This is a genomic window from Phyllobacterium phragmitis (assembly GCF_002980495.1).
Classification (GTDB): domain Bacteria; phylum Pseudomonadota; class Alphaproteobacteria; order Rhizobiales; family Rhizobiaceae; genus Paramesorhizobium; species Paramesorhizobium phragmitis.
Genome location: NZ_PVBR01000008.1, coordinates 128,015 through 148,153, shown reverse-complemented (window position 1 = coordinate 148,153; position 20,139 = coordinate 128,015). Strand labels below are relative to the sequence as shown.

General features: G+C 60.6%; 14 protein-coding genes. 1 reads left to right on the top strand and 13 read right to left on the bottom strand.

Going from position 1 to position 20,139, the window contains the following annotated elements; translation table 11 throughout:
• Position 1 precedes the first annotated feature (1 nt).
• The 7 genes from C5748_RS13020 to metC form a co-directional block, all read right to left on the bottom strand.
• Positions 2-487 carry an ABC-three component system middle component 2 gene (locus tag C5748_RS13020; RefSeq protein ID WP_105742362.1) on the bottom strand — a complete coding sequence of 162 codons (486 nt, stop codon included), beginning with the start codon at positions 485-487 and terminating at the stop codon, positions 2-4.
• Complete coding sequence (locus C5748_RS13015) at positions 484-1,488, bottom strand: ABC-three component system protein (protein ID WP_146119515.1); 1,005 nt, start codon at positions 1,486-1,488, stop codon at positions 484-486. Before C5748_RS13015 ends, C5748_RS13020 begins: the two co-directional genes overlap by 4 nt.
• Before the next feature lie 599 nt (positions 1,489-2,087).
• Positions 2,088-2,849, bottom strand: coding sequence for an amino acid ABC transporter ATP-binding protein (locus tag C5748_RS13010; RefSeq protein ID WP_105742360.1), 762 nt, complete (start codon positions 2,847-2,849; stop codon positions 2,088-2,090).
• Positions 2,846-3,937 carry an amino acid ABC transporter permease gene (locus tag C5748_RS13005; protein ID WP_105742359.1) on the bottom strand — a complete coding sequence of 364 codons (1,092 nt, stop codon included), beginning with the start codon at positions 3,935-3,937 and terminating at the stop codon, positions 2,846-2,848. The genes C5748_RS13010 and C5748_RS13005 overlap by 4 nt, the downstream gene beginning before the upstream one ends.
• On the bottom strand, positions 3,937-5,085 hold the full coding sequence (locus C5748_RS13000; RefSeq protein ID WP_105742358.1) for an amino acid ABC transporter permease: 1,149 nt from the start codon (positions 5,083-5,085) through the stop codon (positions 3,937-3,939). Before C5748_RS13000 ends, C5748_RS13005 begins: the two co-directional genes overlap by 1 nt.
• Before the next feature lie 13 nt (positions 5,086-5,098).
• Positions 5,099-6,127, bottom strand: a complete 1,029-nt coding sequence (locus C5748_RS12995; protein ID WP_425350244.1) for an amino acid ABC transporter substrate-binding protein — start codon at positions 6,125-6,127, stop codon at positions 5,099-5,101.
• 30 nt (positions 6,128-6,157) lie between these two features.
• Positions 6,158-7,345, bottom strand: a complete 1,188-nt coding sequence (metC, locus tag C5748_RS12990) for a cystathionine beta-lyase (RefSeq protein WP_105742357.1) — start codon at positions 7,343-7,345, stop codon at positions 6,158-6,160.
• A 108-nt stretch (positions 7,346-7,453) separates the two neighbouring features.
• Here metC and C5748_RS12985 point away from each other — a divergent pair, with 108 nt between their 5' ends.
• The gene (locus C5748_RS12985; protein ID WP_105742356.1) at positions 7,454-8,350 is read left to right on the top strand and encodes a LysR substrate-binding domain-containing protein; all 897 of its coding nucleotides are present in this window, start codon (positions 7,454-7,456) and stop codon (positions 8,348-8,350) included.
• A gap of 98 nt (positions 8,351-8,448) precedes the next feature.
• Here the strand turns inward: C5748_RS12985 and C5748_RS12980 are convergent, their stop codons facing one another.
• The 6 genes from C5748_RS12980 to C5748_RS12955 all read right to left on the bottom strand — a co-directional run bounded on the left by C5748_RS12980 (position 8,449) and on the right by C5748_RS12955 (position 19,948).
• Positions 8,449-9,228, bottom strand: coding sequence for an alpha/beta fold hydrolase (locus C5748_RS12980; RefSeq protein WP_105742355.1), 780 nt, complete (start codon positions 9,226-9,228; stop codon positions 8,449-8,451).
• A gap of 487 nt (positions 9,229-9,715) precedes the next feature.
• On the bottom strand, positions 9,716-10,084 hold the full coding sequence (locus C5748_RS12975; protein ID WP_245429077.1) for a response regulator transcription factor: 369 nt from the start codon (positions 10,082-10,084) through the stop codon (positions 9,716-9,718).
• Positions 10,085-10,483: 399 nt separating this feature from the next.
• On the bottom strand, positions 10,484-11,113 hold the full coding sequence (locus C5748_RS12970; RefSeq protein WP_105742354.1) for a response regulator transcription factor: 630 nt from the start codon (positions 11,111-11,113) through the stop codon (positions 10,484-10,486).
• 318 nt (positions 11,114-11,431) lie between these two features.
• The gene (locus tag C5748_RS12965; protein WP_105742353.1) at positions 11,432-13,150 is read right to left on the bottom strand and encodes a GMC family oxidoreductase; all 1,719 of its coding nucleotides are present in this window, start codon (positions 13,148-13,150) and stop codon (positions 11,432-11,434) included.
• A gap of 128 nt (positions 13,151-13,278) precedes the next feature.
• Positions 13,279-14,274 (bottom strand): sensor histidine kinase, encoded by a 996-nt coding sequence (locus C5748_RS12960; protein WP_105742352.1) that lies wholly within the window; start codon positions 14,272-14,274, stop codon positions 13,279-13,281.
• A 133-nt stretch (positions 14,275-14,407) separates the two neighbouring features.
• Positions 14,408-19,948 (bottom strand): trifunctional serine/threonine-protein kinase/ATP-binding protein/sensor histidine kinase, encoded by a 5,541-nt coding sequence (locus C5748_RS12955; RefSeq protein WP_105742351.1) that lies wholly within the window; start codon positions 19,946-19,948, stop codon positions 14,408-14,410.
• Positions 19,949-20,139 lie beyond the last annotated feature (191 nt).

The window sequence follows — 20,139 nt, the reverse complement described above, 5'->3', positions numbered from 1 at the left end:
GTCAGGCGCCTGCCTGGGAGGTGCCATGCCCGAAACTCTCGGTCCATTCCCCGATATGACCGACGACCATGGACTTGAACCCGGCCTTTGATAGTTCCCGCACCTGTCCTGCCAGCCAGCCCGCGCAGGTCTTCAAATCTTCAGAGTAGGAGGATTCGAGCAGCTCGACATACGCCGCCGCCTCCTCAGAGGCTCGCCACGCGAATCCCTCATCGTCAGCGACCTTCTCCAACAGGTGGCATCTGCGCATAAGATCGAGTCCTGCTTCCACAATTCCGCGCCGAACGAGCAGTTCGCCTCTACGGCCGCTAACCGCGGCGTGAAGCGACATCGGTCCGCCAACGTCGGAGGCGTGGACGACGACGTGATCATAAAGGACGACCTCGCTCAGGTCGGCGGTAATCGGCCGCAGATGCTCGAGCACGACCACGGCACGGATCCCGGCTTCGAGCGGCGTATGATATAGGTCCGAAATGCTCGCGCTCATGGGCTCCACCTGATTCTTCCGTCCGAGACGAGGTGATGACACGTGCCCTGCTTCACGGGAGGTCGGGCCATGGTGCCTAGGATTCCTGCGGGTGCCGCCCCCGCGTGCTTCATCACCGCATCGATCCTCGCCAAGGGCGACGGATGCGCCTCGTTATAGACGTCGATCAGTAAATGGAAGATGTCGTTCTTGAATACGTCGACCGATCTGGCCGCCGTATTGTCACGGTGGAAGTCGCGGAACGCGCATGCCTGATAATAGCGCTGCCTCTGGATCCTAACGTGCTCTCCAAACTTGGGGTCGGCAAAGACGTCGTCCAGTGTCGCGAAGTCCGATCCGGCCGAACACGCATAGACTTCCCGAAGCTGAGTCAGATATGTCAGCTCAGTGTCGCTGACTTCGTCGGGCGTTTCGCCTTCGGGCGCTTCGCCGGGCGGCAGGCCCAGTACCTGGACAAGAGCCGGAAGCGCGGCGGGATCCTTGGCCAGCTTCGGAGCCGTCAGGCACTCGACTGCCGAGAAATCATAGCCCTCGATCGAGGCCCGGATTTCCGACGTGAGCTCGACGGGTTTCCGGGCGGTTATCCTTGTTCGACAATGCTTGTCCCAAGTCTCCAGCAGCGCCGTCCCTATTCGGGACGGATTCTGCAACAGCGTGGTCAACGAGCCGTCGATGCCTCGCGGCGAAACGAAGACGTACCGTCGCGGCAGCGTCGCATAGGCGCCGGCCGCATGATGGTGGAAGACCTTGCCCAGTTCCGCCATAGCCTCGCCGATCCGGAGCTTCGAGCCGCGCGTCTTCCGTTTGCACTGGTAAAGGTCCCACTCGCCCTCGTGGCGGGCGCGCGAGAGGAATCCTATCACGTCCCGGCCCTTATCATTGGCCGCACCAACACGCTCGACTTCGACGTAGTCTTTCGATTTCCGTTCGGCGTATATCTCGACGAATTCTTCGAGTTCGTTGTCCTCGAGTTCGACGATGCGCGTTGCTGGCTTCGTCACGTCCGCCCCTAAATCGTTCCCCTTGTCTAAGTATCGCATCGGCGCTTCGCGTCGACAACACCTTATACCGGCCTCGATCTGATGACATCGTTGGATGATTTTGCCGATGGCGTCATTTCCGCGATGTCAAATTTCTGTGCTCTTTCCAGATAGAGGGAGAGCCGCTTCCCACCCTGTCATGGACAGCTTATTGACCCTGAACGGACCGGCAGCTTTCAAGAGATCGCCAACATTGCCTGAACGACCGACATGGGGCGCGAAACGGAAATCAATTGGCACCTGCTGGCCGGAAGCTGCCGGTTTGCTATCAGAACGAAAGCGCCAATCAGCCGCCGTTCAGCTGACGCCAAAACTAGAACAGCTAATCAATATTCAAATCGCTCGCGTCTGCCCTTTGCCCTGATCATATAAACATCCACGCAAGCACCGAGACCGCGCAATGCTGGCGCATCCAGTGCGCTGTTCAGCTGAAGCCGCACGTTGAAGATGCGTTTGCCGGAACCGTTGGCAACATTAGGTGGATGGCAGGCCAAGGGCGTACGTTTTGTTGAAAGCGAACCCACAGCAGGGCGGTAGCTCAGGTTGGGTGTGAAGACCAGTCAATGAATGATCTGGTTTAGAAAGTGGCGCGTGCGCTCATGCTTGGGGCTGTCGAAGAAAACCCGTGGTTCGGCGATCTCCACAACGCGCCCTTGATCCATGAAGACGACGCGGTCGGCAGCCTCTTTGGCGAACCCCATCTCGTGAGTCACCACGATCATCGTCATGCCCTCCTCGGCCAGGCTCACCATCACCTCGAGCACCTCCTTCACCATCTCCGGGTCGAGCGCCGAGGTTGGCTCGTCGAAAAGCATCACCCTGGGGTTCATGCACAAGGCGCGGGCAATCGCTACGCGCTGTTGTTGGCCGCCTGAGAGTTGTCCCGGATATTTTTGCGCCTGCTCCGGAATACGCACGCGCTCAAGCAGCGTCATCGCCTTTTCCTCGGCATCACGCCGCGGCGTGACGCGCGACAGGATCTGCGGAAGGGCACAGTTTTCCAAAACCGTGAGGTGCGGGAAGAGGTTGAAATGCTGGAAGACCATGCCGACATCGCGTCGCACCGCGTCTATGTTCTTGAGGCTTTCATTCAGCTCCACCCCGTTGACAACGATCCGGCCTTGCTGATGCGATTCCAGGCGATTGATGCAGCGGATGAGGGTTGATTTTCCCGAACCGGACGGGCCGCAGACAACGATGCGCTCGCCGGCGGCCACATCGAGATCCACTGCCTTCAGGGCGTGAAAACTGGCGAACCATTTGTCGACGCCTTCGATGCGGATGGCGGATCCAGTCGTGGCGGTTTGCGGTGCATGCATCATTTGTACTCCCGGCTATGGATGCCTTCCTCCAGCCAGCGCGAATAGAGCGATATTCCGAAGCAGATCAGGAAGTAGATCGCGCCGACGAAGATGTAGCTTTCGGCGAAGGGGGCGGGCCATTCAGGATCGGTTGCGGCCGAACGTCCCGCGCTCAGCATGTCGAAAACGCCGACGATGAGCACGAGGCTGGTGTTCTTGACCATCACAATCGCGGTGTTGGTGAGCGGCGGTATGACCTTCTGGATCGCCTGCGGCAGGATGATGTGCCAGACGATCTTCCAGCGCGGGATGCCAAGCGCCTCGGCGGCCTCTCCTTGCCCCTGCGGCACGCCCTGCAAACCGCCGCGGATCACTTCCGCCAGATAGGCGGCGGCAAAGATCGTGAGCGCGGCGAGCGTTCTTCCAAGCTTGTCTATTGTCCAGCTCTGAGGCAGCAGCAGCGGCAGCATGATGGAGGCGACGAAGAGCAGGCCCACCAGTGGGAGTCCGCGTACGATCTCGATGCTCAGCACAGACAACAGACGCGGCACCACGCGGTTCGAGCGCCGGCCGAGCGCAAGTACGACGGCAAGCGGAAAAGCGAGGCTCAAAGATAGGAGTGCCAGGAGAAGCGTGACCGGCAGCCCGCCCCATTTTCCGGTGGGAACGAAACTCATGCCGGCGAAGCCACCCCACATCAGCGCCAGCATTGCCGCGATCGCAGCGATCCAGCCGGCGAGCAGTTTTGTGCTCCACGCCTTCGGCGGAAGGGAGATCAGCGTCATGCCCAGAATGAGGCCGATCACCAGAAGCGGCCGCCACTGTTCCTCGGGCGGATAGATGCCAAAGAGAATGAAGCGGAGCTTGTCGGCGATAAACGCCCAGCATGCACCGCCTGCGCGGCATTCGCCGGGATCATCCGTCACCCATACCGCGTCGAGCGTAGCCCAGTTGAGCGCCGGCAGGAGCGACCACAGCAAGCCTATCGCCGCAACGCTGAGACAAGCGCTGAAGAGATCTCCGAAAAAGACTTCGCGAAGCGGTGTCCGGCGCACCGGCGGCGGCATCATCTCGGCTGCCGTTGGACTGCTGTGCGCATAGACCGCCATCACCGCACCACCAGCGCCACGCGCGCGTTATACCAGTTCATGAAGAAAGACACGGAAAGGCTGACGCTCAGGAAGACGGCGAGCAAGATCAGGATGCTCTCGATGGCCTGGCCCGTCTGGTTGATGACCGTGCCGACGATCAGCCCCAGTTCGGGAAAGCCGACGGCAAGCGCGAGCGTCGTGTTCTTGACCGTCGACAGATATTGCGTTGTCAGCGGTGGGATGATCACGCGCAGCGCCTGCGGCATGATGATCTTGAAGAGCGTCTGGCGCTCCCTCAGCCCCAGCGCACGCGCAGCCTCCCACTGACCTTTGGATACGGCATCGATGCCGCCGCGAATGATCTCGCCGATGAAGGCCGACGTATAGATCACAAGGCCGAGCATCAGCGCCGTGAACTCGGCCGAGAGGCGGAAACCGCCGACGAAATTGAGGCCTCGTAGTTCGGGCCATGTCGCAAGCGGCTGCAGGTCGAGCCCCGTCCACAAGAGGCTAATGCAGAGGACGTAGATTGAGAGGGTGGAAAGCAGCGAAAGAGTGACACCGAGATTCAGCCGCCTGTTCAGCATCGGCGCAGCAAATACAGCCGCCACGAGCCCAAGCAGCGCAAGCGAGACGAACAGCGCGCCAGAGGGACCGAGTTGAAAGCCGGGAATATAGACACCTCGTAATGTCAGGAACACGCCCGGCAGCGGGTTCCACGCCTCACGGGGCGCGGGAAATGTGGTCGTTGCCAAAGCGTACCAGAAAAGCAACTGCACGATTAGCGGCATGTTGCGCATCATCGCGACGAAGGTGCCGGCGATCGCGGAGACAAGTGGATGGCCGGACCGCCGGGCAAGACCGACCACGAGTCCAAGTACCGTGGCGAAGGCAATCGCCAGAACCGAGATGAAGACGGTGTTGCCCAGACCCACCACATAGGCCCACCAGAACGGATCGGACGGGTTGTAGGGCAGAATGCTTTCCGAGATCGGAAAATTGGCGGGCCGGAAGAGGAATTCCGGCCCCACCTTGATGCCGCGGCTTGCCAGGTTGCCGACTGTATTGGTGTAGATCCAGGCGATCAGCGATAGGCACGCCGCGGCCAGGAGCAGCTGGCCGAACCAATTGCGAAAGCGCTCATTGTCCCAGAGTCTGGTCAGCATTGCCCGTCTCCGTCTACTGGAACACCAGCGGGAACATCAGGCCACCATCCTTATAGAGGCGATTGGGTCCGCGCTCGATCTTGAGTGGGCTTTCCATGCCCAGGTTCCGGTCGAACATTTCGCCGTAGTTCCCGAGCTGCTTGACGATCGTGTAAGCGAAGTCCTCGTTAAGGCCGAGAGCCGCACCATTGCCCGCCTCGACGCCGAGGAAGCGCTTTACGCGGGGATCCTCCGAGTTGAGCATGTCATCCACGTTCTCCTGCGTGATGCCGAAAAGCTCCGCCGCGGTCAGCGCCTGGATGGACCAGGTGACGACGTCGAGCCACTGGTCGTCTCCGTGGCGAACAGCCGGCGTGAGGGCATCCATGTATTGGGTGGCCGGAAAGATGACGTAGTCGTCGGGGTTGTCTGCCTGGGTCGCGCGAACGGACGCCAATGCGGCAGCGTCGGTGATTAGGGCATCGCAACGGCCGCTGAAGAACGCCTGCCGCGTCGCGGCAACATTATCGAAGATCACCGTTTGAAGATCGAGATTCAGTTTCGTGGAGACGTCGTTGACCACGACCTCCGTCGTCGATCCGGTCTGCACGCAAACGGATGCGCCCGCCATATCCTCGGCCCTTTCGATGCCGAGCGCTTTGGGCATCATGAAGCCGGTGAATTCGTAGTAAGTCGGAGTCGTGAAATTGATGCCGTTGGCGTCACGACGCAGGGTCCAGGTCAGCGTGCGCGGTAGAATGTCGATCTCGCCCGTCTGAAGCGCGGGAATCCTCTGCTGCCCTGACAACGGCACAAATTCGACGGCATCTTTGTCGCCGAAGACCGCGACGGCAACCGCGCGGCAGGTCTCGACATCAAGGCCGCGCCAGTAGCCATCCTCATCCGGCGAGCCGAAACCGACCGTGCCCTGGCTGGCTCCACAGATAATATGACCGCGTTCCTTGACGGCTTCCAGGGTGGACTGTGCGAGCGCCGGTGTGGCGGCGAGCACAGACGACGCGAGAAGAAGTATTCGGAAGGACATCTTGAGATTTTTTTGCATGGTGTTTCCCCTCTTTTTTGGTGAAATGGCTCACAATGCGCGAGCCATTTCCTGCGGTTCGCGCAAAGCATCGAACAACGTCACGAGGTCCGCCCAAAGATCCTCGGGATCTTCGAGCCCGATGCTAATGCGCAGGATGGTTCCCTCTTGCGGTTTTTCAGGAAGGGCACGATGCGCCTTGACTGACATCGGTGCGATCAGGCTGCGCGTGCCACCGAAGGACGAGCCGACCGCAAATATCTTGAGCTTGGACAAAGCGTCGCCCAGACGTGTTTCCGCGCTCGCCGGCAGGACGACGCTGAAGAGCCCCGAACAGCCGGCAAAATCGCGCGCCCAAAATTCGTGGCCGAGACAGTTGGGGAGTGCCGGATGGAGAACTTCCCCTATGGAGGGTCGTGCGGCGAGCCGTTTGGCTATGTCTAGCGAGACCTTCCCCACATGGGCCAGGCGGACGCCCATGGTCTGGAGGCCGCGCAGAACGAGGCTCGCGTCGTCCGGCGAAATGCCGAGCCCTAGCATGCGCATGGTGTCGCGCAGGCATTTGCGCAGCTCCAGATCGGAGACCGTCACCGAGCCAAGAAGGAGATCGGAATGCCCACCGGCATATTTGCTCAATGCATGCATCGAGAAATCGACGCCATGCGCGAGCGGCTTGAACAGAAGCGGTGTCGCCCAAGTGTTGTCGCAGCCGACATAAGCACCCTTGGCATGGGCGGCCGCAACGATCGCCGGAACGTCTTGAACCTCCATGGTCGTCGAACCTGGTGATTCCACCCAAACGAGCCTTGTCGTCTCGTCGATCAGGTCCGCTATGCTGCCGCCCGCCATCGGATCGTAGATGCGATGGTTGATGCCGCGCGGCTTCAAATAGTTCGCACAGAAGCCGGTTACGGGCGGATAGACGGTATCGGGAATGAGAACCGTGTCGCCCGGCATGAGCACGGTCAGCATGACGACCGCGATGGCAGACTGGCCCGACGGCACGAGCACCGTCCGCGCGCCGCCTTCCAGCTCCGTCAACTGAGCTTCGAGCGTGCGGCTCGTGGGGGTCCCATGGAGCCCGTAGGAGTAGCCATCGAGTCCCCGTTGGCCGCGCGCCGCATAGGATTCGGCATCGCTGAACAAAATCGTTGAGGCGCGATAGGTCGGGACGCTCAGACTTGCGAAACCTTCGGTCGAGGCTTCGGGGGGGATAACGGTGCGGGTCTGATCGCGCATTGGAACTCCTGTCGTGAATGAGGACAGGAGATATCGGCTGCCCTAGAAAAACAATTGATCTGGCGGCATAACTCTATGCAATAAACTTATTGGCAGGAGGCCTCTAAGGTGCACTTTCGTCAGCTTGAGGCGTTTCGTACGGTTATGACGACGGGTTCCACCGTGCGTGCGGCCGAACTCATGCAGGTCACGCAGCCGGCAGTGAGCCGCAACATCGCCGAGCTGGAGGCGGCTGTAGGCTTTGCGCTGTTCGACAGGGTGCGCGGCCGTCTCGTACCAACGCCGGAAGGCCAGCTCTTCTTTCGCGAGGTGGATACCAGTTTCCAAGGACTCGATCGCCTGCGTGCCGCCGCCGCCACGATCCGCGACTATGGCTCGGGAAGCATACGTGTGGCGAGCTTGGCCGCGCTCGGTGCGGAGCTTGTACCCAACGCAATCCACTCCTTCTTGACCCGTAACCCGAGAATCAAGGTCACCCTTCAGGTGCTTTCCTCCTCCAATGTCCGAAACCTCGTGATGGACGGTCAGTTCGATGTCGGGCTGGCAGCGGATGAGGTGGATCTATCCGGCCTCGACTCGCAGCTCTTCGGCAACTTTTCGGTCGTCTGTGCCATTCCCGCCGGCCATCCGTTGGCTTCGCTTGAAGTCATTCGGCCGGCCGACCTCCGCGACCACCAAATTGTTGGCCTCGCCCCCGAGGACCGCGCCCGCAATCGTATCGATGAGGCGCTTCGCGCCGAAGATGTGGAACCTGATTACATCGTCGAGACACCGAGTTCCTCTACCGTTTGCGCTTTGGCTCTGGCCGGAGTCGGCATTGGTTTCGTGAGCCCGTTCACGGTTCATGGATTCGTGGAGCGCGGGCTTGCGGTCCGACCATTCGAGCCGCGTGTCAGTTTTCGCTACTATCTTCTCTTCAGGCCGGACGCCCAGAAGGCACGATTGGTAAAAGCGTTCGTGGCAGCGCTCTTCGAACAACGAAATAAAGCGTCGCTCCAGCGATGATGGCGCTTCGGGGTCGTATTCCAGACAGGCCGCTTTTGCCCGGCAGATGAAACGATGGCAAGGCACCGTCGGCATTACGCCCCGTCGGTGCCTTTGTCTCAGTTTGCCGCCGCTTGCTCGATGATTTCAGCCACCTTGTCGGGATGGGAAACCATCACGACATGGGAGGCGCCATCGACGGCAACCGTTCCCTTCGACTGTGCTCGCTCGGCCATCCAGCCCAAGGCTTGGGCAGGAATGTTCTTGTCTGCCTCGCCATAGACGAACCAAGACGGCAGAGCTTTCCAGGCCGGCTCCCCCGCACTTTCGGTCAGCGCCGCTTCGGTTATTGGGCGCTGGCCTGCGGCCATCAGCACGGCTTGTTCGGCGGGAATATCCTGGGCGAACTGGCCGTGGAATTTGGCCTGATCGATGTAGAGATCGACATTTCCGTCCGCGAGTTTGACGGGAGCAGCAAGCGCTTCGCCGAGTGTGCCTCCGGGGAACTTGCCGCTCAGATCGGCCGCCGATTCGCCAGCTTCGGGAGCGAAGGCGGCAACATAGACCAGCGACTTCACGTTCTCGGCACCATTAGCCGCCGCCGAAATCACTGCGCCGCCATAGGAGTGGCCAACAAGAACAACCGGGCCGTCGATGCTCTCGACCACGCTCGCCACATATCCGGCATCGGAGGACACGCTGCGCAGCGGATTGGCGACGGCGACAACGGGGTAGCCACTCTTAAGTAATAGGTTGGTGACACCGTCCCAGCTCGATGAATCGGCGAAAGCACCGTGGACCAGAACGATTGTCGGCTTATTCTCCTCGGCGGCGGCAATCGGTCCGGTCGCGGAGGAGGCTGCCGCCAGAGCAGCGAAAGCGATGATGGAATCACGCATGGTCTATCTCCCTGATTGATCGTGGTCATCTCCGCCAACCTACACGACCTGTTCCAAGCCACTCCATTCTACGTTCGGGAGTTCCGGTAACGCCTTAGTCTGAACGGTGTATACTTTGATCTGTCCGAACGAACTGCCGGCGCGGCCTGGAGCCCATCCAAGCCGCGCCTTCATAGTTGTAATTTCAGACACTAGAGAAATGATGGAATTATAAGAGGTTCTACTGGAAAAAGAGCGAGTACCCGCAGCTTGTCCGGAAGCTCGTTCGTATCCGAGTGAGGGTGCATGAAACTCGTCCCTGCTTGCGTAACGGCGCGGAGCCGGGAATCACGCTGCCCGTGATCGTTCTGTCGATCCGTTGCCTCAGTTCGTAAGGCAACTCGTTCTGATTTGCATTAGGATGCACGTAAACCTGAGACCGTGCGAGGGCGGCTCCCGTTTGAAGTCCAAGCGAACCGCGGTTCAACCAAGCAGCTTGTTTTGTATCTCACGGCTTAAGTGCTCGTTCGATACATACACTGAGAACCTCAGTGTCAATCGGCTTTCTGAGAAAGCAGTGGGCGCCGCTTGCAACAGCGTTCTCTTCAAGGACAGTCTCGGTACGTGCCGTGATCAGGATGACGGGTATGCAGCTCCCACGCTTCTCCAAGACACGCATTAAATCGATACCGCTCATGCCCGGCATGTGGATATCCGTGATGACGCAGGAAGATTTCGGCATGAAGCCCGTTTCGAGGAATTCTTCTGCGGATGCGAAACCACGCGCGCTATATCCAAGCGAGCGGACCAACCTGACAAGCGCACTTTGCAGGGACAGGTCGTCGTCGATAATGGATATCAAAGCTTCCGCAACCACACGGCATCCTTTCTGTTTCCCGACCCTCAGGTATACGGGCAGAGCATTCCCGTCGTGGCACAAGCCTGGCTCATCCGAAATCGTACCTAAGTGTTAAAGCCGCATATTAGGAAGTGCTCGATTTCAAGGCATCAGCCTTGCGGACGAGATCGACGAGAGTGTTCCGCGGTGCAAACCGATATCGTCGAACGTTTTGCTCATGCTATTTCGGCAAGTCCTCGTAGTCGGCGCGTCCCGCAGATTGCTCGCCATCACCGGCCACCTCGCCGCCAGTAACGAAGTGGGCGTCGTTGCTTGCGAAGAAGAGAACGATCCTGCAATATCGTCCGGCTGCCCGACATGCACGAGCGCAACATTCTTGGTATATTGAAGGTGTTGATCTGTCCTGGTGCACGGCGTTCAGGAAACGTTGGACTTCAAGGCATCGGCCATGCGCACGAGATCGGCGAGGGTGCGGGCGCTCATTTTTCGCATCGCAGCACCCCGATGGATTTTGACGGTCACTTCGCTCAAGCCAAGGTCTCCCGCGACCTGCTTGTTCATCTTACCTGCGGTCACCAGCATCATCACCTGCTGTTCACGGGGAGATAAAGTGGCGAATCGTTCCCGTATCTCGACGCTGTCGCTCTCGTCGGCACGCCGCACCCGATCTCGGTCGATCGCCGCGGCCACCGCGTCGAGCATGTCCTGGTCGCGAAACGGCTTCGGCAGGAAGTCCACGGCACCGGCCTTCATTGCCTGGACCGACATGGGAATATCGCCGTGGCCCGTTATCAATACCACCGGTAGGCGGATGCCTAGATCGCCAAGCTGCCTTTGAAGGTCGAGGCCGTTGATCCCAGGCAACCGAACGTCGAGGACAACGCACCCGGGCAGGTCCGGCCGGACAGCCTCGATGAATTCACGCGCGGTTCCGTAGGTTCGTGTTTCCAGTCCGACAGAACGGAACACGCGGTCGAGTGCGAGGCGCAGCGATTCATCATCATCAATGATGTATACAATCGCCTCATTGCTCACTTCGCGCGCCATTGTAGCCCCTGTATCTGCGGAGAGACACAGGATCGTAGCATGGCGAAGCCACGAAATAGATAACCCGAAGGTATGATCCGGGAACCCATTGAGGTGGAGTGCTGAGGGTTTGCAAATTCCGTCAGAGAGGCGGTCATGGCGGGCTTCTCTATTCGGCGTCTGTCGTCGAGCGGGAACGTCCTTCCTTGCGCTGCGTGCCGGTGAGGCAATAGCCTCAGCCGAGTTGAGGGACGTAGGAGAACCGCCTCAGGCGAGATGGTGGGGGCGGCCGGCATTCTCCCGTCCCTTCGGCCCTCCTTCCAGAGAGGGAACGAATGCTCAGCGCGTGAGGATTTCCGCCATGCGCTCGCCGATGATGACGCACGGCGCCTGCGTGTTGCCGGTCGAGATCAGCGGCATGATCGAGCCGTCGGCGACGCGCAGTTTCCCGACGCCGTGCACCCGGAGTTGAGCGTCGACGACGGACATATCGTCCTGGCCCATTCGCGCGGTGCCGACAGGATGGTGCATCGACATCGCGCCATCGCGGATCAAATTGTCCAGCGCCTCGTCATCGAGCGGACCCGGCAGGATCTCCCGCTTCACGAAAGGCTTCATCTCCTCGCTGTTGCCGATGTCGCGCGCCAGCTTCATCGCCGCGCGCAGCGCGGCCAGGTCGCGCGGGTGGGACAGCATGTTGGCGTTGATTTCCGGCGCATCGCGCGGATCAGCGGATTTCAGGCGGAGGGAACCGCGGCTTTCCGGCCGCGCCAGACCCGGGCTGATCGACCAGCTGTTGGGAACTGCGTGGCGCCCGGTCACCTCCGAGAGATAGGGGACTTCGATCAACCAAAGATGTAGGTCCGGAGTCGGCAGATCAGGCACGCTCTTGGCGAACAGATTGGCCTCGGCCGCATTGTTGCGCGGCGGGATCGGCTCGTGCGCTTCCCACAAGCCCGCGCCGATGATGGGATGATCCATAAGATTGCGACCCACACCGGGCAGATCCGCGGTGCTGTCGATGCCGAATCTTTGTAGGTCCTTACGATCGCCGATGCCGGAGAGCATGAGGATCTTCGGCGTCTGCAACGCACCTGCGCAGACGATTGTCTCCGACGACGCATCGATCCGCCGCCGCTCGCCCTGCCAATCGAATTCAACGCCCGCCGCCCCTTTTCCACGCATGACCAGGCGCACGACATGCGCGTCGGTGAGCACCGTCAGGTTCGGACGGTCCATCACGGGATAGAGATAGGAGGCCGTGGTGTTCAGCCGCATTCCGTCGCGAATACGGACATTGGTGATGGCGCCCCCGCCGCCGCCTTCCTGCATCACCCCATTCTGGTCGGCGAAAGTAGGAATGCCGAGCGCCTCGGCAGCCTTTAAGAATGCCGGAGCGATGGGATGCGGGTCGGGCGCGGGCTGGACAAAGACCTCGCCTCCCCTCCCCCGACGCGCCGGATCGGGTGTGCCACGCCAATCCTCTATCCGACGATAGATATCCAGCACATGGTCATAGCCCCACTCCGCATCACCGCTGAGCTGCGCCCAATCCTCGAAGTCATTCCGATGCCCGCGCGCCCACACCATGCCGTTAATGCTGGTGCTGCCGCCGAGCACGCGACCGGCGGCCTGCACGACCTGCCGATTGTTGACGCTTACGGCCGGTTCCCCAGCGAGATTCCAGTCGAATGGGCCTGTCTGATTGTAGAACCAGGTCTCCGGGATTAGAACGCCTGGCTGCAGGTCGCTGCCGCCGGATTCCAGCAACAGAACCTGCGCATCCGTCCGCTGGGCGAGACGGCTGGCAACGACCGAACCGGATGCGCCCGAGCCGATGACGATGTAGTCGTAGGAGGATTTAAGGGTCTGTCGCAGGCGCGACTGGTTAGCGGCGATGGCCAAAAACCTGGCAGCGGCATCCAACGCCTCCGCTCGCGGCACGCCGGCCTCCGCGGCCTCTGTCAGGAAATCGTCGGGACTCAGCGCGGCCGACAGCAGACGCTCTTCCAATAAGGCCAGTTTTACCGCCGGCGAAGCGTTCTCTGTTTCAAACATGGAGTTTCTCCTCGAATGTTCGATGGTTGTCTGGAGCCCTTGTCCGGCGTCTCATTGCGACGATGGAGATTCTTAAGCTGTTGCGCTAGCGCCGCTCACCGATTGCGGCGGCTCTCGCGATCTCGCGGTTAGCACGTCTGCCGCTTGGGTGGGGCGCTGCGCACGAACACGGAAAAGCGCGTGCCGCACGACACAGCGGAACTGACCTCAATGCGGTGCCCGAGCAGTTCCACCGCTCGCCTTACGACGAAAAGCCCAATACCCAGGCCGTGATTCTGCGCTGAGTCGAGGCGCTGAAAGGCTTCGAATATCCGAACCAAGTGCTCTGGCGCTATGCCGATGCCGGTATCGTAGACGTCCACCCGCACCTCGGGACCCGACCGACGACAGCCGATCAGAATGCGTCCCCCAGGCTCCGTGTACTTGAGGGAATTGCGCACCAGATTGCGCAGGATGCCCTCCAGCAACACGGGATGGCTCATTACCTGTACAGTTGTCTGGCAAATCCGCAGGTCAATATCTTTTTCAAAGGCCGCGTCATCGCTCTCATCGCCAACCCGTGCCAACAACGGCGACAAAGCGATCGGCGACGCTTCGATGCCCTTGGTATACTCATAGAGGCGCAACGCCCCCACGAGGCGATCCAGTTGCTCGGTCAATCTGGCAATCGCGCGCTCGCCGCGTTCCAGCCGCGCCTTCTCGGACGTTGAGCCAACACGACTTTCCAGCCACTCGTAGGCGCTTTGGATGACATGGAGCGGCTGGCGCAGATCGTGACCTGCCATACCAAGCAGTGCTGCCTGGAAATCGCTGGCTTGCTTCAGACTCGTGATGTACTCGTCGCCAGCAGTTGCGGTAAAATGCTTGAAGACATTCATTTTGTTGCCTCTTTGCGCGAGGAATTCGCCTATCTCTGCAATTTGCTCGCACTTCCATGCTGCAATCTTCGCACACGAGTAGCCATCGTACTTTGGGAACAGCGGATCATATTGAAGTGTAATGCGACGCTTAATCGGCTCCCTCTGCAGCCGGCTCGCCACACGGCGCAGGTATTCGATCGCGCGCTGCACCAATGTGTTCGCAATGCTGCCAGCCGGCCACTCCATGCTGGAGGAGCCGGCCATGGCGGCGTGACTCAAACGAAACGGCCCTCTGGCAATCCCCGCGCGGCCCAAAGCTCAGCACGGCAAATTTCGCCGGGAGATAAAGGCATACAATGTCGAATTCGGCACCTGAAGGTTGCCGCTCGCGATCAGTCTATCCGCAGTTGTCACCGGCGGTATCTTGGGCAGGCATGGTGAACTGGAACATCGCGCCTCGAGGCTCGTTCCCTGTCGCCCACAACCGTCCACCATGTGCTTCGACAATAGAACGGCAGATCGACAAACCCAGCCCGATACCGCTCGGTTTGGTCGTATAGAACGCATCGAAGATGTGTTCGAGAGCATATGGGGCCAGCCCCGGCCCTGAATCGCGCACCGCGACCAGCACGCCGCCAGTCTGGGCCATCCCAGTGCTAATCAGCAGCTCTCGCGGCTCGTCGCCGATATTGCTCATTGCCTCGATCGCGTTAACGACCAAATTCAGGATTACCTGTTGCAGTTGTACCCGATCCGCCTGGACCAGCGGTAGGCCGCTCACGAGCGTCGTCCGCACTAGAATACCGCAATTTATAATTTGACCACGGGTCAGTTCAATCACTTCGCGGATTGCTCCGTTGATCTCCAACAGATCTTTCCGTGGCGGCGCCTTCTTTACGGCGTCGTAGATTCGGCTGACGATATCAGCCGCTCGGTTTCCGTCATCTACTATGCTTGCAAGAGCCTGCCGGACCTCCTCTACGTCCGGCGGATCGCGACGCAACCAGCGCAGCGCCGCCTCGGCATTCGCCACCGTTGCGGCGATAGGTTGCCTCACCTCATGCGCGATCGAAGCGGTGAGATGCCCCATTGTCGAGACTCGATTGGCGTGCGCCAGTTCCGCCTGCGTCTCGCGATACCGCCGCTCGCTCTCGCGTGCTTCGGCTTCGGCATGCTTGCGTTCGGTCAAGTCGAGAATATAGGCGACGCCTTGGTCCGGTTGGCCGTCGAAAGACGCTGCGCCGATCAAGACAGGAACCCTGCTGCCGTCCTTCCGGAAGAACTCCTTTTCGGAGGGCAGCATCGTGCCGGTGGTCCTGAGCTCTTCCAGCTCGCGCGGGACGCGCTCCTGCCATTCGGGCGGCGTCATGTCGAACCAGCGAAGCCCCGCGTTCAAATCCTCGCGTCCGTACTGGACCATGCGAAGAAACGCATCATTGGCGTCGATCAGGCGTCCGTCCATGTGCCAGATGACGATCCCGATAACGTCGGAATCGACCAAGCGACGGATTCGTGCTTCGCGTTCTGCAAGGTCCCGGTAGAGACGGGTGTTCTCCAAAGATATCGCGGCCTGCGAGGCAAGCAGTTTCAGCACCGCAATCCGGGCCGGCACGAAGACGTGAGGAGCCAGATTGTTCTCCAGATAGAGCCCGCCGATCAGCTTCCCCTGATTGATAAGCGGAAGGCAGAGGACGGACCGCGCTTGATGTTGCCGGATATAGGTATCGCCGGCAAATGAAGGGTCGATCGCGGCATCGTGGAGAATGAGCCCTTCCTGCGTGCGGAGGACCAATTGGAGAACCGATGACGGGAGCGCGGTCGGGCTTACGGGTTCATCCGGCAACCGCACGACGACAGTGTCGCCGGAGACGGCAGCTTCGGCCACGATCCGCAGTTCGGCCCCGCGCGAAAGGACCAGCAGGCTGCGCACGGCACCCGCCTGCTCGAGCGCCGTGCGCATCAGCGTATCAAGCAGCTTCTCCAGCACCATCTCGCCTGACACGGCCTGTGAAATCTTGATGACGGTGGCGAGGTCCAGGTGCTCGACCGGGGCCCCCATAGTGCTGGTAGGCGCCGGCGCCGCTTCCTGCTTCAGGAGGTGCGGATGCATCTCGTCGAGCTGCCGCACCTTGCCGTGGGCTCCCCAGCGCGCATAGCAGCGCCGCGCGTTGCGGAAGTAAAGGCCGGCGATTTGCTCGAGGCCGCGCGCCACGTAGAACCGCGCGGCGAGCTCGTTGGCCATGCCTTCAATCTGGATGAAGCCGTTCGCCTTCGCCAGGCGGATCGCCTCCTCGTAAAGGCGTGCGGCGGCGTCATTCTCGTTGTCCAGCCGGGCAAGCTCGGCGCGGACCAGCGTGTGCTTGTCGGCGAAGTTCGCCGGGCAGCTCTCCACCCATCTCGCCAGCCGGTCGCAATGCGCGGCAAGCCGGGCCCGGCGCTCGCCGGCGCCAACGGCTGACAGGGTCGACTCCAACGCGGCGCCGGTCAGCGCGGCAAGGAAATGGTAGTCGAGAAGCTGGATGTGCCCCGGTGAGGACCACAGCAGCGGTGCCGCTCGCAGCAGGCTGGCCTGGGCCTCATCGAAGCTCCCGAACAGGAAGCGGGCCTGTGCCTTGATGATCCAATACCAACAGATCATCGTGGTTGCGCGGTCGGGGGTTAGCGACTGCTCATACGCAGCCTCGACGAAGTCGTCACCGTCGAAGCGTCCAAAGGCGTTTGTTTGCCCGCGCATCGCCAGCATGAATCGCTGCTGGCCGGTAAGGACGTCCACAACGTCTCGAAAGCGAGCACGACGGGCAAACGCGAGGCCACTCTCCGATTCGGCCCAAACGTCATCAAGCCGGTCGCCGCGCAAGAGTAGGTCAGTAATCAGGTGATTGCACGCATAGCACGCCATCGGCAGATCGCCGGCCTCCACGCCGGTCCGGAATGCCGCCCGGATCGCCTCGACGGCGTCCGACACCGGCCGTGTCCACAGGCTGACGATCTCCAAGGCCCACAGCGTCATCGCCTCATTCGCAACCAAGCGGTGCCGCTTGACCAGAGCGCGGGCAAGCATCGCGAACCGGTAGCCCTCCTCGTAGCGCCCGAAGTCGTGCCCGAGCACGATCCCGAAGGTGGCCAGTCCGGGAGCCGATGCGCCCGTCACCCCATAATCCAGCGTCAGCAGCACCATGTGGCAAAGGTGCAGGGATGACAGGGTCTCGTCGGTGAAAATGGCGGGGGCATACATGGTGGCGAGGATGCTCATCGCCGCCTCAACATCGGGATCGGTCAGACGGGGGAGCTCGACCAGCGATTCGATCGGCCTCCCGTCGAGCTTGCGAATGACTTCCGCATAGGCCCGGTCCAACTCCTCGCGAGGCGGATGGGGCGCAATCTTGATGCCGAACAGATCGAGGCACTCCACAGCTGCGGCAATGGCTTCGACATGCTCGGATTTCAGCACGTGGAGAGTAACCTTGATACGGTAGGCTGCGGCTTGGTCGACCTTTGAGGCGCTTCTTGCCAGCAGTTCCGCGATGAGCCGCTCGGCCTCCTCGAAATTCTTGCTCAGGTACTCGCACTCGGCGCGCTCGAGCCACAAGCCGAACGTGAGCTCATACCGGCTCGTCCAACCATAATCGCCTAGCAAGCTCATGCCGGAACGCAGATAGCCGCAGGCCGAAGTATAGGCCGTCGACGCCTTCGCGCGCCTGCCTGCGATCAGGTTGAACTCGGCGAGTTGTTCACGCTCATCTTGTCCGGTGATCAGGTCCGCGCCCCGGTTGAGCTGATTGACGATCTCGAAGATCGTCTCCTGTCGCTGCTCGGGAGGCACCTGCTCTGCCAATAGGCGCCCGATTCGTAGATGGGCTGGTGCACGTGATGCTTCCGGAATCAGCGAATAGGCGGCCTCGTGCACCCGATCGTGGATAAACTTGTACGAGTTCCTCCGTCGTTCGATAAGCTCCAGGCGAACGGCCTCCCATAGATCAGCGTGTACCTGCTCCTCCAAAATTCCGAAAGCAGTGGAGAGCGTCGCAATCTCAGCGGTGTTGCCGACGCAGGCCAGCTGTTGCACCGCTGCCAGCGTAGGAGCGGGTAGACGGGTCAGCTTCTCGACCATGAGGTTAACGACGTTGTCGGTGTACCCCTTGGCGTGAATGCGATCGATATCCCAGGACCAGCAAGCAGCCCCATGGTCAAAGCGAAGCAATCCCTCTTCAGCAAGCGCGGAAATGAACTGAACGGCGAAGAATGGGTTGCCGCCTGTCCTTTCCCGCACCAATTGAGTAAGCTGTGCGACGTGTTCCGCCTCGCAGCGAAGAGCATCGGCGATCAGCTGCCCGAGATGCTCGCCTGCGAGCGGCGCAAGCGTGATCTCGCTGACCTTGGCGTCACCATTTCTGATAACCTGGAGCTTGCGGCCCAGCGGATGCGCGGCATCGACCTCGTTGTCCCGATAGGAGCCGATCAGGAGCAGGTGCCGCAGCTCGGTTTGATTCAACAGATCCTCGAGGAGGTCTAGCGTCGCCGTGTCGAGCCATTGCAAATCATCTAGGAATAGCGCCAGGGGGTGCTCCGGACGTGCGAATACACCGATGAAGCGCCGGAAGACGAGTTGAAAGCGGCTCTGCGCCTGCTGTGGCGGAAGCGTGGGAACGGGGGGCTGCTCGCCGATGATGAACTTCAGATCGGGGACGAGGTCGATCATTAGCTGGCCATTCTGGTCCAGCGCCTCCAGCAACGCGTCGCGCCAGTTGGCCAGCTCGGCGTCGCTCTTGCTGAGCAGGAGCCGCACTAAGCTTTGAAAGGCCTGTGCCAGAGTGGAATAGGGAATATCCCGCTTGTACTGATCGAACTTGCCGGCAGCTAAAAGGCCACGGGTCGGCACCAGGACCTTGTGCAACTCGTTTACGAGCGCAGACTTTCCGATTCCGGAGTATCCTGCGACCAGAACGAGTTCCAGCTCGCCACCGCTGACGACACGATCAAATGCGGCAAGCAAGGTTTCGACCTCGCGCTCGCGCCCGTACAACTTCTCGGGTATCAACAGCCGATCCGGCGAGTCCTTTTGGCCAAGCGGGAAGTCGGCAATGTTACGGCGAGCTTCCCATTCGACCAGACAATGGCGCAGGTCGCGTTCGACACCACCCGCTGTCTGGTAACGGTCCTCGGCGGTCTTGGCGAGCAGCTTCATGACGATGGCCGAGATCGGTGCCGGTATGTGCTTCAAGCGCTCGCTCGGCGCGACCGGCCTCCGCGCAATATGGCAGTGCACCCATTCCATGGGATCTAGCGCCGTGAACGGAAGAACTCCCGTGAGCATCTCGCAGTAAGTGATGCCAAGTGCGTATAAGTCGCTGCGGGAATCGATTGAACGATTCATGCGACCAGTCTGTTCGGGCGCCATATAGGCGAGCGTGCCAGCGATCATCTCGGGGGGCTCCGGCGACTGGCGCTCACGCGTCAGGCGCGATGCGATACCGAACCCGGTGAGCTTCACCTCCCCGGACGTGCTGTTCACCAGGATATTGGCTGGCTTGAGATCCTTGTGCAGGAGACCACATTGATGAACCTTGCCCACAGCTACCGCGATGGCGATGGCAAGGCGCAAGAAGCTTTCCACCTCCATAGGGGCGCCGAGCAGCCGATCGAGCGGCTCGCCATCGAAATTCTCAAGCATCAATGCAGTCCGACCGCTGTCACGATCGAGCGCCAAGGGTCGAACCGATGACGCGCCATCTAGCGCATCTTTCAATGCATATTCGTGAATGAGGCGATCAAGGCTGGCAGGCGGCGCGGGGTCTATGGCGGGTCGCACGACCAGAACGGCACTACGGCTGCCATCGTCGTTCAGGCACCACCCTCGGCAGAAGACGCGCTCGCTATCCCCCCATAAAACCTGGAGGCCGTCATTCTGTTCGACCGCGGAACCAGATGAAAAGTTCATTGATCTGTCGAGATGCGATTCCTGTAAGTGATCACATTCTCTCCCCCTAGGGAAACCGGAAGCAGAGTATGGAGGAATTCTCTCCTTGTCGCTTTTCCAAAGTTGCGGCTGCTATCCGAATCGTGCGGCTAAGTACAGATCTATTGAGGGGTCGTCGGAAGCGATGGAACCTTTACCGTCTCGGCCCAAAA

What these genes read in the sequence shown, in the direction of transcription:
- C5748_RS13020 (WP_105742362.1), bottom strand. Translation starts at nt 487, where the DNA reads ATGAGCGCGAGCATTTCGGACCTATATCATACGCCGCTCGAAGCCGGG.
- C5748_RS13010 (WP_105742360.1), bottom strand. Translation starts at nt 2,849, where the DNA reads ATGATGCATGCACCGCAAACCGCCACGACTGGATCCGCCATCCGCATC.
- C5748_RS13005 (WP_105742359.1), bottom strand. Translation starts at nt 3,937, where the DNA reads ATGGCGGTCTATGCGCACAGCAGTCCAACGGCAGCCGAGATGATGCCG.
- C5748_RS13000 (WP_105742358.1), bottom strand. Translation starts at nt 5,085, where the DNA reads ATGCTGACCAGACTCTGGGACAATGAGCGCTTTCGCAATTGGTTCGGC.
- C5748_RS12995 (WP_425350244.1), bottom strand. Translation starts at nt 6,127, where the DNA reads ATGCAAAAAAATCTCAAGATGTCCTTCCGAATACTTCTTCTCGCGTCG.
- metC (WP_105742357.1), bottom strand. Translation starts at nt 7,345, where the DNA reads ATGCGCGATCAGACCCGCACCGTTATCCCCCCCGAAGCCTCGACCGAA.
- C5748_RS12980 (WP_105742355.1), bottom strand. Translation starts at nt 9,228, where the DNA reads ATGCGTGATTCCATCATCGCTTTCGCTGCTCTGGCGGCAGCCTCCTCC.
- C5748_RS12970 (WP_105742354.1), bottom strand. Translation starts at nt 11,113, where the DNA reads ATGGCGCGCGAAGTGAGCAATGAGGCGATTGTATACATCATTGATGAT.
- C5748_RS12965 (WP_105742353.1), bottom strand. Translation starts at nt 13,150, where the DNA reads ATGTTTGAAACAGAGAACGCTTCGCCGGCGGTAAAACTGGCCTTATTG.
- C5748_RS12960 (WP_105742352.1), bottom strand. Translation starts at nt 14,274, where the DNA reads ATGGCCGGCTCCTCCAGCATGGAGTGGCCGGCTGGCAGCATTGCGAAC.
- C5748_RS12955 (WP_105742351.1), bottom strand. Translation starts at nt 19,948, where the DNA reads ATGAACTTTTCATCTGGTTCCGCGGTCGAACAGAATGACGGCCTCCAG.